Genomic DNA, 12,705 nt, shown 5'->3' with positions numbered 1-12,705 from the left:
GTCTCGGTGGTCGCCGCGACCTGCTGGTCGGCCGGAAGCTCCACGACGGCGGTGCCGTCGAGCCCGTACCTGAGCGCCTTGCCCACGCTCTCGTGCGCCACGACGACGCCGTCCTTGACCGCGATCGCGGTGGCCCCGGCGTACAGCGGGTGGGCGGGGTTCTCCGTGGTCGGCTCGAGGAACCGGGTCAGCTCGGTGCGGATCTTCGCGATCTGTGCCGGGTCGAGGCCGACCTGGCGAGGGTGGCCGGGACGCAGGACGGTGCCCGGGGTGAAGGTGAGCTCCTCGGGGGTGATCGTCGGCGGTTGCCCGGCCAGGGAGGCGAGCGCCCGGGTCGCCCTGGTCGGGTCCTCCGGCGTCGAGGCCACCGCGGCACCGCCGAGGAGAGTCATCGCGACTCCCCCGAGAGTGCCACCGAGAAGGGCGCGTCGAGAGGTCATGAGCATGTCCGGAGACGGAGTCATACCTCGATAGTGCCGTTCCGGCACCGGCTTCGTGCGCGAAAGGAAATTTTCTTTCATGGCCGGGCCCTCCTCTCAGGCATCAGAGCTCGGGCCAGTACTCCGCCCACGGCTTCGACTCCTCCAGCTGGGCGGCGATCTGCAGCAGCAGCCCGTCGTCACCGAGCTGCCCGGAGAGCTGGACACCGAGCGGCAGCCCGGCCGCGGTCCGGTAGGTCGGCACCGAGATCGCCGGCCGCCCGGTGATGTTGGCGAGCTGGGTGTAGGGCACCCAGCCGAGGTTCTCGTCGACGAGCTGGTCGACCATCCCGGTCGCCCGCATCACCCGCCCGCCGTGCACCTTGTGGAGCACCCGCGCCGCGGCCTGCAGCGCCTTGGGGGTGTTCAGCTGCCCGACCTTCAGCGGCGGCTTCGCCAACGTCGGGGTGAGCAGCAGGTCGTACGTCTCGTGGAACTCGCTCAGACGGCGTACGTGGTTGCGGCGGTTGATGTGCGCCAGCTCGACAGCGACCACTCCCCCGGCTCGGCCGAGCTCAGCCACGGCCAGGGTGTCGGCCTCGAAGGCAGCGTTCTTGGCGCCGACGCGGAGCTTGGCCTCGGCGACCTCGGCAGCGGCCGAAGCGAACCAGATGGTGAGGAAGTCCCGGCCGAGCTCGGCGGCGTCGTAGGGCGCCTCGACCTCCTCGACCTGGTGACCGAGCGCTTCGAGGGCCTTGGCCGCGTCCTCGACCGCCGCGATCGCCTCCGGGTCGGGCTCGGTGATCGAGGACGTCGAGGTGAATCCGATCCGGAGCCGGCGGGGTGGGGCCGCGATCGCCTCGGAGAACGGCCCATCCGGGTGCGGGGCGTGCAGCATCGCCAGCGACCGGTCGCCGAGGAGGGCGTCGTAGAGACCGGCCGCGTCGCGGACGGTGCGCGTCACCACGCCCTGGACGACGAAGCCGTTGGAGGCGTCCAGGCTCTGCGGGCCCAGCGGCAGCAGACCGCGAGTGGTCTTCAGCCCCACCAGGCCGTTGCAGGCGGCCGGGATCCGGATCGAGCCACCGCCGTCGTTGGCGCCGGCCGCCGGGACGATCCCCGCTGCCACCGCCGCCCCGGAACCGCCCGAGGAACCGCCCGGCGTGTGGTCGGTGTTCCACGGGTTGCGCGAGGGCCCGAACAGCTCCGGCTCGGTGATCCCCTTCGACCCGAACTCGGGGGTGTTCGTCTTGCCGAAGATCACCAAGCCGGCGTCGAGGGCGCTCCGGGTGAAGTAGGAGTGCTCCTCGGCGACGTCGTCGACGAGCGCCCGGGAGCCGTAGGTCGTCGGGTGGCCCTGATACTCCTGAGCCAGGTCCTTGACCAGGAACGGCACCCCGGCGAACGGCCCGCTCGGGCCGTCGCCGGCGACCTGGGCGTCGGCCTCCGGGATGTCGGCGACGATCGCGTTGATCCGCGGGTTCACCGCCTCGGCCCGCTCGCGCGCCGCGGCCAGCACCTCGGCCGCGGTCACCTCCTTGGCAGCGACCAGCTGCGCCAGCCCGGTGGCGTCGTACGTCAGATACTCATCGACCCGCATGAGCGCAGGCTAGCGGTCATCGCGCTCGCGCGGAGGCCTCAGTTGAAGATCTCCCGGTAGTCGCCCTCGACCCGCTCGCGCTTCCACAGGTCGATACCGGTCACCGTGGCGTACTCGTCGATCCTGGCCAGCTCCTCGGAGGTGAACTCGGGACCGGAGAGCGCACCGATGCAGTCGGTGACCTGCTCGGGACGAGAGGCGCCGATGACGACAGAGGTCATCCGCGGGTCGCGCAGCGCCCAGGCGAGCGCCATCTGGGCGAGGGTCTGGCCGCGGTCGACGGCGAGGGCGTTGAGCGACTCGATGCCGGCGAGCGTCTCGGGCGTGAGTGCCTCCGGGGTCAGGAAGCGGGCCTTGGCGGCGCGAGAGTCCTCCGGGATGCCACCGGCCCCGAGATACTTGTTGGTCAGCAGACCCTGCGCCAGCGGCGAGAACGAGATGGCGCCGGCGCCGACCTCGTCGAGGGTGTCCAGCAGCGCGTCGGTCTCGAGCCAGCGGTTGAGGATCGAGTAGGACGGCTGGTGGATCAGCAGCGGAGTGCCGAGCTCGCGCAGGATCGCCGCCGCCTCGCGGGTCAGCGCCGAGGAGTAGGAGCTGAGCCCGACGTAGAGCGCCTTCCCGGACCGCACGATCTGGTCGAGCGCGCCCATCGTCTCCTCCAGCGGCGTGCTGGGGTCGGGACGGTGGTGGTAGTAGATGTCGACGTAGTCGAGCCCCATCCGCGTCAAGGACTGGTCGAGGCTGGAGATCAGATACTTCCGCGAGCCGCCGATCTTGCCGTACGGCCCCGGCCACATGTCCCACCCGGCCTTGGTCGAGATCACCAGCTCGTCACGCAGCCCGGCGAAGTCACCGCGCAGGTGGCGGCCGAAGTTCTCCTCGGCCGAACCGTAGGGCGGGCCGTAGTTGTTGGCCAGGTCGAAGTGGGTGATGCCCGCGTCGAAGGGCCGTACGCAGGATCGCCCGCTGCCGCTCGAACGCCAGGTCGTCACCGAAGTTGTGCCACAGCCCGAGGCTGACCGCGGGCAGGTCCAGCCCGCTGTGCCCGGTCCGCCGATACTGCATCGCGTCGTAGCGGGTCTCCGCAGGAACGTACGTCATGCGCCGGTCTCCTTTCCGGCACGCAGCGCCACCTTGATCATCGGCCACTGCAGCGGCAGCCGCGCGACCGTACCGGCGAAGAAGCCGGCCGACTTGGCGGTCCGCTTCCGGTTGGCTCGCTTCCCGGCGTCGACGCTCATCTGCACGTTGGCCGGGAACACCCCCACCAGCAGCGCGGCACTCGCGAGCCCCGCGATCCGGCGGGTCTTCGGGTGCAGCAGCCCCAGCCCGCACGCGATCTCCGCAACCCCGGAGATCTCCACCACCTTGCGCGCCTCCGGCAGCTGTGGCGGCACGATCGGCTCGAAGACCTGGGGCCTCACCAGGTGCAGGGTGCCGGATCCGAGGAACAGTGCGGCCAGACCGGCCAGCGGCAGATCGAGCCGCGAAGAAGATTCAGTGCTCACGGGACGACTCTTCCACAGGCTCCAAGAAGCCGCTCATGGACCGTCAGGCCCCACCCTGGGATCGGCTCAGCTCTGCTCCCACCGAACGGCCGGACCTCAGGTTGACGGTGAAGGCCCGAATGTCCTCAACCAAGCCCGGATAGGCGCCGTGAGCGGGAACCTCGTTCTCGGCGATCTCTGCGATGTCCGCCAGGGCATCATCGACCAGCGCCTCGGCCTCGCGAACGCGCCACGACGCGATCTCGGCGATCAGGTCGGCGCGAGTGAGGGCCGAGTGCTGGTAGACCCCGCCTACAGCGAGCGCCAGCTCACCGTCGTTCGGCAGATGCCGTTGCGGAACGACGTCGTACGCCGGGGCGAGCTCGACCGAGCCGTCCGGGTGGTGCAGCAACGAGATGTTCTTTGCATGCATGTCGAGATTGCCGATCGCGGCCGCCAGCACCGTCATCGTGGCCAGCTTCCGCAGCGAGGCAGTGTCGCCGAGCGCACTGAACTCACCGGCGATGCGCTTGAGAGAGACCTTGCCGCCGTACTTCTGATATTTCTGGTCGCCGCGCGCGCCCAGGACCTGGTTGAAATCCTCTTGGTGCACCCGGCTCGGGACGCCCTCGACCTCATCTCCGCGGTCGTACCGCTCGATCACCAGCGCCGGCTGCCCCGCGAACTCCTCGATGAACGTGTCGTACGTCGTCAACCCCAGAGCCTGTGCGAACCGGGCGCCGTACTCCTCGTCGTAGATCATCGACGGGAAGTCGGACGTGACCGGCTTGAGGATGTGCGTGGACGGATAACCGTCCAGCGCCCGATGCCAGCCGTCGGCGTTGCGTACCAGGACGATCTTGTCCTGGACGCCGGCGAGCGACGTCTTACCGCCGACGGGCTTGTTGGCGAGCGGGAAGGAGCCGATCTCGTTGAGAAGATCGGCCACCCCCTGTTCCCCAACCGGTTCGAGCTTCGGGGCCCGCGGCTCGCCGGGGACCTCCGGGTCCCAGACCTGCAAGGCACCGGCGACGTCCCGACCGTAGATCCGCAGCAACCCGATCACGTCGCGCTCGCTGACGCCGGCCATTGCCGCCAGCCGCGACAGCATCCGTCCTTCGGGAAGCATCTCCGCGAAGAAGTTCTGCCGCCGCTGCCTGCGTCCACGCGGCGCGACCGGAGCCAACGGAACGGCCAGGGACAGGACCGTGCTGTCCAGGCCGTACGTCTCCACTGCTTCGACCGAGGCGACGAAGTCGTACGTGGCAGACGAACCGGTCAGCCGCCCGATCGGCTTTCCGTAGAGCTCGACGACAAGCTCACTCATCGTCGCTCCTGGCGTCGATGGTCGCGGTCAGCTCGGTCCCAGTCTCCCTCATCAAGGCGAACAGACGCTCGACGAAGATCGACGGTTTCCCCGCCTCGATCTCCCAGATGTAGCGCTGGGTCGTCCCGATCCGCGCCGCCAGCTCACGTTGGCTCCACCCGTTGAGCAGGCGCGCCTGCTGCAGGATCCGCCCCAGCGACTCGGGGCTGGTGACCTTCCCGGTGTACGACATGAACCCACCTCCACGACTACGATATCGTATTCGTGGCGATCGACTACCAAATCGTAGTCGAGACGGATGACTCCTTTTTCGTAGTCGCAACGCGGTATCGCAGAATCGCGATGACCGCATCCCACACCGGCCCGACCCGCTGGTGACGCGATCAGGCGCCGGCGGCCTCACGCTCGGCGAGCTTGGTGAGGCAGATGTCGACGATCATGTCCTCCTGGCCGCCGACGAGGCCGCGACGGCCGCACTCCATGAGGATGTCGCGGGTGTCGACGCCGTAGCGGGCGGAGGCGTTCTCGGCGTGGCGGAGGAAGGACGAGTAGACGCCGGCGTAGCCCATGGTTAGGGTCTCCCGATCGACGCGGACGGGGCGGTCCTGGAGCGGGCGGACGATGTCGTCGGCGGCGTCCTGGAGCTTGAACAGGTCGCAGTTGTGCTTGAAGTCCGACAGGTTCGCGACCGCGATGAACGCCTCGATCGGGCAGTTGCCGGCCCCGGCGCCATGACCGGCCAGCGACGCATCGACCCGGTAGACGCCGTTCTCGACCGCGACGACCGAGTTGGCCACCGACAGCGAGAGGTTCTCGTGGGCGTGGATGCCGATCTCGGTCTCATCCTTCAGCACCGAGCGGTAGGCACGCGCGCGGTCACGGACGTCGTTCATCGTCAGCCGGCCGCCGGAGTCGGTGATGTAGACACAGTGGGCGCCGTAGGACTCCATCAGCTTGGCCTGCTCGGCGAGCTGCTCGGGTGGGGCCATGTGGGAGAGCATCAGGAAGCCGGAGACGTCCATCCCCATCTCGCGGGCAGCGGCGATGTGCTGGGCCGAGACGTCCGCCTCGGTGCAGTGGGTCGCGACCCGCACCGACCGGACGCCGAGGTCGTAGGCCCGCTTCAGGTCGTGGATGGTGCCGACCCCGGGGAGCAGCAGCGTCGTCAACCGGGCGTTCTTGATGACCGAGGCGGCCGCCTCGATCCACTCCCAGTCGGAGTTGGACCCGGGACCGTAGTTGACCGAGCCGCCGGTCAGACCGTCCCCGTGGGCGACCTCGATGGCGTCGACGCCGGCCTCGTCGGCGGCGATCACGATCCGCTTGACGTCCTCGGGCGTGATCCGGTGGCGTACGGCGTGCATGCCGTCGCGCAGCGAGACTTCCTGGACGTAGATGGGCGTGCTCATCGTCAGTTCTCCTTCGCGGCCGCGATGCGCTCGGCCATCTGCAGCGCGGCCGAGGTCATGATGTCGAGGTTCCCCGCGTACGCAGGGAGGTAGTGCGCGGCGCCCTCGACCTCGAGGAACACCGACACCTGATGCGTCGGCCGGGCCTCGTCTGCCGACACCAACAGCGTCTCCACCGGCTGGTCGTCGGGGATCTCCTGCACCTGGACCTTCTGCTTGAGGCGGTATCCCGGGACGTACGCGGCGACGTCACCGACCATCTTCTCGACCGACTCGGTGATCTCCGCGGTCAGCTCCGCCAGCGTCCGCGACCCGCCCTCGACCAGCGCATACACCGTGTCGCGCATGATCAGCGGCGGCTCGGCCGGGTTGAGGATGATGATCGCCTTGCCGCGCTTGGCGCCGCCGACCTGCACGATCGCGCCCGAGGTGGTCTCGGTGAACTCGTCGATGTTGGCCCGGGTGCCGGGGCCGGCAGACTTCGAAGAGATCGAGGCCACGATCTCGCCGTAGGCGACCGGGACGACCCGCGCGACCGCGGCCACGATCGGGATCGTCGCCTGTCCGCCACAGGTCACCATGTTCACGTTGGGGGCGTCGATGTGCTCGTCGATGTTGACGGCAGGGATCACGTACGGCCCGATCGCCGCCGGGGTGAGGTCGATCAGCCGCTTGCCGTAGGGCTCGAGCGCGGCCGCGTTGGCGACGTGCGCCTTGGCCGAGGTCGCGTCGAAGACGATCTCGATGTCGTCGAACTCCGGCAGCCCGATCAGCCCCTCGACGCCGTCCGACGTCGTCGCGAACCCGAAGCGTTCGGCGCGAGCCAGACCGTCGGAGGCCGGGTCGATCCCGACCATCGCGCCCATCTCCAGGTGCTGGGACGTACGCATCACCTTGATCATCAGGTCGGTGCCGATGTTGCCCGACCCGATGATCGCCACTTTCACCTTGCCCATGGAGTCACTTCCCTACGCTGAAGGCCACCGAGCCGAGGCCCGACACGGTGGAACGAACGGTGTTGCCGGCGGTGATCGGCCGCATCGGGCCGAGCGCGCCGGAGAGGATCAGCTGGCCGGCACGCAGCGGCTCGCCGAAGTCGCGGGCGTAGCGGGCCAGCCACTGGACCGCGTTGACCGGGTCACCCAGACAGGCCTCGCCGGTGCCGGTCGAGACCTCCTCGTCGTCGATCGACATCGACATGGTGACCTCGCGCGGCTCGAACGCTCCGAGCGTCTTCCGCTCCGTGCCGAGGACATAGGCTCCGGCGGAGGCGTTGTCCGCGACGGTGTCGCCGAACGCGATCTTCCAGTCCGCGATCCGGCTGCCGCAGATCTCGATGGCCGCGACGGCGTAGTCGATGGCCTCCCTGACCTGGTCGTAGGAAAGGTCGCCGTCGGCGAGGTCGCCCGCCAGGACGAACGCGATCTCCGCCTCGGCCCGCGGCTGCAGGATCGCGTCGGCCGGGAGCGTGTCACCGTCGGCGTACGCCATGTCGTCGAAGAGCACGCCGAAGTCCGGGGTGTCCACGCCGATCTGCTCCTGCACCGCCTTGGAGGTGAGCCCGATCTTGCGGCCCACGATGGTCGCGCCAGCGGCGACCCGGGCGGCGGTGAGCCGCTCCTGGATCGCGTACGCCGCAGCCAGATCGGTCGGTTCGAGCAGGTCCCGCATCGGCGGCACAGGGGTGCCCGTGGCGGCGGCGGTCAGCAGCCGGTCGGCGGCGGCCGCGATGGCAGCGTCGCCGGCGACGGCGGCCGGGGAGGTCACTTCGTTCATGCGACAACGGTCTCAGCAGATGGGCCGAACCAGCGGTCCCGGCGTCCCGCTGACCGGTACGGTGATCACATGCCACACGAGCCCGCCGATCTCGACACCGTGCTCGGCAAGGCGGTGACCATCCTGCGTGCCTTCACGGTCGACGACCAGGTGCTCTCCCTGGCCGAACTCGTCCGCCGCACCGGACTGCCGAAGGCGACCGTCCATCGTGTCGCCGGCGACCTGGTCACCAACCGGCTCCTGGACCGCACCAACCTCGGCTACCGCCTCTCCGGCGGCCTCTTCGAGCTCGGCATGCGCGCCTCGGTCGAGCGCTCGCTCCTGGAGCTGGCGATGCCGTTCCTCCAGGACCTCTACGAGCGCACCCACGAGACCGTCCACCTGGGCGTACGCGAGGGCCACGACGTCGTCTACGTCGCCAAGATCGGGGGCCACCGCCAGGCCAAGTCCCCCTCCCGGCCGGGCGGACGGATGCCCGTCCACTGCACCGCGATCGGCAAGATCCTGCTGGCCTTCTCCGACCCGGAGGTGCAGCAGGAGGTCCTCAGCAGCCCCCTGGAACGGCGTACGCCGCACACGATCGTCGCGCCTGGTCTGCTCGAGCGCCAGCTCGGCGCCGCGCTCGACAACGGTGTGGCCTTCGAGCGCGAGGAGTCGGCCGTCGGGTTGCAGTGCATCGCCGCCCCGGTCCTCACCGACGGTGGCGACAGGGCCCTGGCAGCGATCAGCATCACCGGCCCGGTTGGTCGCTTCCGGCCCGAGGCCCATGTGACCCTGGTCCGCGCCGCCGCCCAGGGACTCTCCAGCCTGGCCAGCCGCCGCCGCTCCCTCTCCAACTGACGCAGCGTCAGTCGGTGCGCGCCGGAGGCAGGTCGGCCAACCGGGCGTCCGGGTGCGCCCGGACGGCGTCGAGGAGCTCCAGCCAGGCCCGGCCGACCTCGTCGAGCCGGTCCTCGGAGACGAGCCGGAAGGCCGCAGCTCGGAGCACGTCGACGTCCACCTCCGGCGTACGTCCGGTGGTGCGCAGACCGGTCAGCACCTCGTCGACGAGCTCGGTGGGCGCGGAGGACTCACCGGCGAGCGCCCACTCGAGCTCGACCTGGGTGGCGACGACATCCTCGTTCACAGCTTGATCCAGTAGCGCCGGGTCGGGCCGTAACCGTAGGCGGTCGCGTCGATGACGTCCTGGAGCTCGCCGCCCTGGGACTCGATGGTCCGCGCGGAGGCCTCGTTGTCGTCGTCGCAGGTGAGCAGGACCCGCTCCAGGCCGAGCGCGCGGGCCTCGTCGAGGACCAGGCCGAGAGCCCGGGCGGCGTGACCCCGGCGGCGGGCCGAGGCGCGCACCGAGTAGCCGATGTGGCCACCGACGTTCTCGAGGAACTCGTTGAGCGCGTGCCGCAGCTGGACGAACCCGACGACCTCGGAGCCTTCGGTGATCCAGAAGGACGAGGCGTGCACCCGGCCGGCGGGCGGCGGGACCGTGAGGTCCCGCTCCCGGGCGGCCTTCGCGACCGACCGCTCGCACGCCTCCCGGCTCACGTCGGCGGCCTCCTCGTCGGGGATGCCGGCGCCGTCGACATGAGCCCCACCGAACTCGGCGACGCAGGCCGCCCAGGAGTCGTACAGATCGGTGGCGGGAACGGCGAGGGCAGTCATGTGGCACAGGACATCAGGCCACGGCCCGCCGGGCAAACCGATATCGATCGGCCGGCGATCAACCGTCGATCACCACGGTCCCCTTCGCGCGCGAGACGCACAGGATCATGTGGCCGTCACGCTCGTAGCCGGCCAGCGCGTGATCCCGGTGCTCGACCTCACCCTCCAGGACCCGGACCCGGCAGGTGCCGCAGAAGCCCTGCTGACACGAGTACGCCTGGGCCGGCCGCACCCGGCGGACCGCGGTCAGCGCGGACTCCTCGGCGCCCACCTCCACCTCGACGTCGGAGTCGCCGAGGCGTACCCGGAACGGGCGGCCGCCGAGCACCGGCGGCGGCGAGAACCGCTCGTAGTGCAACGTGTCGATCAGCGGGTCCGGGATCTGCGCGCGGATCGCGTCGATCATCGGCATCGGCCCGCAGCAGTAGAGCGCGGCTCCCTCGGGTGCCATCGAGATGATCTTGGCCGCGTCGGGCACGCCCCTCTCGTCGTCGGGCCACAGCTGGATCTCGTGGTCACCGACGATCTCCCGGATCTCCTCCAGGAACGGCATGGTCTCGCGCGAGCGCCCGGTATAGACGAACTCGTACGGCACACCCCGCCGCACCACGTCGCGCAGCATCGGCAGGATCGGGGTGATCCCGATGCCCCCGGCCACGAAGAGGTAGCCCGCGGGCGAGTCGACGAACGGGAAGGCGTTGCGCGGCCCCTTCAGGACGAGCCGGTCACCGACGGAGAGGAAGTGGGCCTCGACCGACCCACCGCCTCCACCTGCGGTCGGCTCGATCCGGCGCACGCTGATCCGGTAGGCCGACAGGTCGTCGGGGTCGGAGTTGAGCGAGTACTGCCGCAGCCGGCCGCTGGGCAGCACCACATCGACGTGGGCACCGGGGTCCCAGGGCGGCAGGTCGCCGCCGTCCTCACGCTCGAACCAGATCGCCTTGACGTCGAGGCCCTCCTCGTCGATCCGGCTGACGCGTACGCGCAGGTCCCGGTCGATTCGCCCGAGCGGCCGGCGGCGACGCCAGGAGCGGTAGGCGGCCTTGGTCCAGTAGCCCGCGACGATCGCCTCGAAGGCCCGATAGAGCCGCGAGTCCGGGATGTCGGGGACGCTGTAGCGCGCGGGCCCGCTGGTGACCTCGTTCACTGGCCCTCCGCGATGGCGTCGGCGCGCAGCGCCGCGGGCGACTTGGCCAGGTAGCTCACCGCCTGGGCGGTCGACCCCTCCTTGGACGGGTCGTAGTCGGGCAGGAAGAACTTCCAGGTCGCCCACCCGATACGTACGATCCCGGGCGCGAGCCCACGACGCTCCGCGTCGATCAGCTTCAACAGGCTCGCCTTCGGCCGCTTGGCCGGATCCGGCTGTGCCGGATCGAGCGGGGTCGGGTCGTTCTTCATCAGGTAGCTCGCCCCGCGCCACCACAGCATGAGCAGCGCGCTGCCACCGAGCAGGTAGGAGCGGACGCGACGCAGGTAGCGCCCGTCGACGTGCTGGAAGACGTCGTAAGCCACGTTGCGGTGCTCGACCTCCTCGGCCCCGTGCCAGCGCAGCAGGTCGAGCATCGTCTCGTCGGCACCGGCCTTGTCCAGGGCCGGCGAGTTGAGCACCCAGTTGCCGAGCACGGCGGTGAGGTGCTCGAGGCCCGCGATGATCGCAGCGCGCTCGATCAGCCACTCCTCCTTGGCGCGGCCGGTCAGGTCGCGGTCGCCCAGGATCTTGCGGAACAGCGCCTCGATCTCGGCCGCGAAGGGACGTACGTCGAGCCCGTTGTCGTTGAAGTAGTCCTGCACCTCCTGGTGGGCGGCGGCGTGCACGCCCTCCTGGCCGATGAAGCCGATCACGTCCTCGCGCAGCTGGTCGTCCTCGATCAGGGGCAGGATCTCGGAGAACACCTTGACGAACCACCGCTCGCCCTCGGGCAGCAGCAGGTGCAGCACGCTGATGTAGTGGGACGCGAAGGCCTCGCCCGGGATCCACACCAGGGGCAGCCGGCTCCAGTCGAACTTCACGTTCCGCGGGTGGAGGGCCACCTTGGCCGGCTCGTGCCCGCGCTTGGCTTCCTTCGTCTGCTTGCTCATCGGTCCTCCTTCTCGATGAAGGCCACGATCTCGCCCGCGACCAGCTCGGGTTCTGTCGCCACCACCCAGTGTCCGCCCTCGATGACCTGTGTGACCAGCGACGACACGTACGCCCGGGGCGCCTCGGTCTGCAGCGGCACCGTCACGTAGTCGTCGCCGCGCGGGGCGATCACCAGCACCGGCACCTCGGTCGGCCGCGGCTCGGGGCGAAGCAGCTTGCCCAGGAAGTTGGCGCGGTAGAGCTCGACCCCGTTGACCTGGTCCTTGGTCGGGCGCGGCCCGCCGCCGACGAACCGGGCGAGCAGCCCCGAGCGCACCATCGCCTCGGGCAGCAGCGGCAGCTGGAAGACGAAGACGTACCAGGAGTGGGCCAGCTGCCGCACCGAGCTCCCCAGATGGGTCCGCTCCCGCAACCAGGTGGTCGCCATCCCGAGGTCGGGCCCCGAGATCGAGACGTACGTCGCGATCCGGCTGCTCAGCGCCGGGTCGGTCACCGACTCCCAGGTCTGGATCGAGCCCCAGTCGTGCGCGGCGACGTGCACCGGCCGATCGGGCGAGACGGCGTCGATGACCGCCTTGAAGTCCGCGGAGAGCTGTGCCAGGCGGTAGCCGGAGGTCGACTCGGGTACGCCCGACTCCCCCGTGCCGCGTACGTCATAGGCGACGACGTGGAAGCGCTCGGCGAGCACCTCCGCGACCCCGTCCCAGACGGAGTGGTTGTCGGGGTAGCCGTGGACGAGCACCACGGTCTCGGCATCAGCCGGCCCCCGCTCGTAGACCGCGAGCGTCAGCCCGTCGGTGGTCTCCACCAGCCGTTTGGTCGTCTCGGCCACGTCATCCTCCTCCGTTGGGTGTCACCGGCAGATTAATGAGACACCGCGTCCGCAAACAATAGCAAGCACGGATCTTGGATCGCGGAAACGACCCGGCCCGCCGCAGACATCGTCCGCGG

General features: G+C 69.9%; 13 protein-coding genes and 2 pseudogenes. 1 reads left to right on the top strand and 14 read right to left on the bottom strand.

The window, feature by feature from the left end:
• The 9 genes and pseudogenes from ACFVDI_RS27625 to ACFVDI_RS27585 all read right to left on the bottom strand — a co-directional run.
• A pseudogene (locus tag ACFVDI_RS27625) lies at window positions 1-464 on the bottom strand (hypothetical protein); the annotation flags it as partial.
• 79 nt (window positions 465-543) lie between these two features.
• The gene (locus ACFVDI_RS27620) at window positions 544-2,019 is read right to left on the bottom strand and encodes an amidase (RefSeq protein WP_378912099.1); all 1,476 of its coding nucleotides are present in this window, start codon (window positions 2,017-2,019) and stop codon (window positions 544-546) included.
• Window positions 2,020-2,057: 38 nt separating this feature from the next.
• Window positions 2,058-3,120: pseudogene (gene mgrA / locus ACFVDI_RS27615) on the bottom strand (L-glyceraldehyde 3-phosphate reductase).
• On the bottom strand, window positions 3,117-3,527 hold the full coding sequence (locus ACFVDI_RS27610) for a DoxX family protein (protein ID WP_378912098.1): 411 nt from the start codon (window positions 3,525-3,527) through the stop codon (window positions 3,117-3,119). The pseudogene mgrA and the gene ACFVDI_RS27610 overlap by 4 nt, the downstream one beginning before the upstream one ends.
• Window positions 3,528-3,570: 43 nt before the next feature.
• Entirely contained in the window at window positions 3,571-4,833 is a 1,263-nt protein-coding gene (locus ACFVDI_RS27605; RefSeq protein ID WP_378912097.1) for a type II toxin-antitoxin system HipA family toxin, read from the bottom strand.
• Complete coding sequence (locus tag ACFVDI_RS27600; protein WP_045548860.1) at window positions 4,826-5,065, bottom strand: helix-turn-helix domain-containing protein; 240 nt, start codon at window positions 5,063-5,065, stop codon at window positions 4,826-4,828. The genes ACFVDI_RS27605 and ACFVDI_RS27600 overlap by 8 nt, the downstream gene beginning before the upstream one ends.
• A gap of 151 nt (window positions 5,066-5,216) precedes the next feature.
• Window positions 5,217-6,242, bottom strand: coding sequence for a 4-hydroxy-2-oxovalerate aldolase (dmpG, locus tag ACFVDI_RS27595; protein ID WP_378912096.1), 1,026 nt, complete (start codon window positions 6,240-6,242; stop codon window positions 5,217-5,219).
• 2 nt (window positions 6,243-6,244) lie between these two features.
• Entirely contained in the window at window positions 6,245-7,198 is a 954-nt protein-coding gene (locus ACFVDI_RS27590) for an acetaldehyde dehydrogenase (acetylating) (protein WP_378912095.1), read from the bottom strand.
• A 4-nt stretch (window positions 7,199-7,202) separates the two neighbouring features.
• Complete coding sequence (locus tag ACFVDI_RS27585) at window positions 7,203-8,018, bottom strand: 2-keto-4-pentenoate hydratase (protein WP_378912094.1); 816 nt, start codon at window positions 8,016-8,018, stop codon at window positions 7,203-7,205.
• A 69-nt stretch (window positions 8,019-8,087) separates the two neighbouring features.
• Between ACFVDI_RS27585 and ACFVDI_RS27580 the strand changes: the two genes are divergently transcribed.
• Window positions 8,088-8,858 (top strand): IclR family transcriptional regulator, encoded by a 771-nt coding sequence (locus ACFVDI_RS27580; RefSeq protein WP_378912093.1) that lies wholly within the window; start codon window positions 8,088-8,090, stop codon window positions 8,856-8,858.
• Between the two features lie 7 nt (window positions 8,859-8,865).
• Here the strand turns inward: ACFVDI_RS27580 and ACFVDI_RS27575 are convergent, their stop codons facing one another.
• Genes ACFVDI_RS27575 through ACFVDI_RS27555 form a run of 5 tightly spaced genes read right to left on the bottom strand, consistent with a single transcriptional unit; the run spans window position 8,866 to window position 12,586 of the window.
• Entirely contained in the window at window positions 8,866-9,144 is a 279-nt protein-coding gene (locus tag ACFVDI_RS27575; protein ID WP_378912092.1) for a hypothetical protein, read from the bottom strand.
• On the bottom strand, window positions 9,141-9,674 hold the full coding sequence (locus ACFVDI_RS27570; RefSeq protein ID WP_378912091.1) for a GNAT family N-acetyltransferase: 534 nt from the start codon (window positions 9,672-9,674) through the stop codon (window positions 9,141-9,143). The genes ACFVDI_RS27575 and ACFVDI_RS27570 overlap by 4 nt, the downstream gene beginning before the upstream one ends.
• A 58-nt stretch (window positions 9,675-9,732) precedes the next feature.
• Window positions 9,733-10,821: a PDR/VanB family oxidoreductase gene (locus ACFVDI_RS27565; protein ID WP_378912090.1), complete on the bottom strand. Its 1,089-nt coding sequence runs from the start codon at window positions 10,819-10,821 to the stop codon at window positions 9,733-9,735.
• Window positions 10,818-11,753: a metal-dependent hydrolase gene (locus ACFVDI_RS27560; RefSeq protein WP_378912089.1), complete on the bottom strand. Its 936-nt coding sequence runs from the start codon at window positions 11,751-11,753 to the stop codon at window positions 10,818-10,820. The genes ACFVDI_RS27565 and ACFVDI_RS27560 overlap by 4 nt, the downstream gene beginning before the upstream one ends.
• Window positions 11,750-12,586, bottom strand: coding sequence for an alpha/beta fold hydrolase (locus ACFVDI_RS27555; protein WP_378912088.1), 837 nt, complete (start codon window positions 12,584-12,586; stop codon window positions 11,750-11,752). Before ACFVDI_RS27555 ends, ACFVDI_RS27560 begins: the two co-directional genes overlap by 4 nt.
• Window positions 12,587-12,705: the final 119 nt, after the last annotated feature.

The organism is Nocardioides sp. NPDC057767 (assembly GCF_042798275.1).
Lineage (GTDB): Bacteria > Actinomycetota > Actinomycetes > Propionibacteriales > Nocardioidaceae > Nocardioides.
The sequence above is the reverse complement of the archived record's forward strand: the minus strand, read 5'-3'. Positions and strand labels throughout refer to the sequence as shown.

Bases quoted from the DNA above. Each gene is read 5' to 3' on its own strand.
- ACFVDI_RS27620 (WP_378912099.1), bottom strand. From the start codon at position 2,019: ATGCGGGTCGATGAGTATCTGACGTACGACGCCACCGGGCTGGCGCAG.
- ACFVDI_RS27605 (WP_378912097.1), bottom strand. From the start codon at position 4,833: ATGAGTGAGCTTGTCGTCGAGCTCTACGGAAAGCCGATCGGGCGGCTG.
- ACFVDI_RS27600 (WP_045548860.1), bottom strand. From the start codon at position 5,065: ATGTCGTACACCGGGAAGGTCACCAGCCCCGAGTCGCTGGGGCGGATC.
- dmpG (WP_378912096.1), bottom strand. From the start codon at position 6,242: ATGAGCACGCCCATCTACGTCCAGGAAGTCTCGCTGCGCGACGGCATG.
- ACFVDI_RS27590 (WP_378912095.1), bottom strand. From the start codon at position 7,198: ATGGGCAAGGTGAAAGTGGCGATCATCGGGTCGGGCAACATCGGCACC.
- ACFVDI_RS27585 (WP_378912094.1), bottom strand. From the start codon at position 8,018: ATGAACGAAGTGACCTCCCCGGCCGCCGTCGCCGGCGACGCTGCCATC.
- ACFVDI_RS27580 (WP_378912093.1), top strand. From the start codon at position 8,088: ATGCCACACGAGCCCGCCGATCTCGACACCGTGCTCGGCAAGGCGGTG.
- ACFVDI_RS27570 (WP_378912091.1), bottom strand. From the start codon at position 9,674: ATGACTGCCCTCGCCGTTCCCGCCACCGATCTGTACGACTCCTGGGCG.
- ACFVDI_RS27560 (WP_378912089.1), bottom strand. From the start codon at position 11,753: ATGAGCAAGCAGACGAAGGAAGCCAAGCGCGGGCACGAGCCGGCCAAG.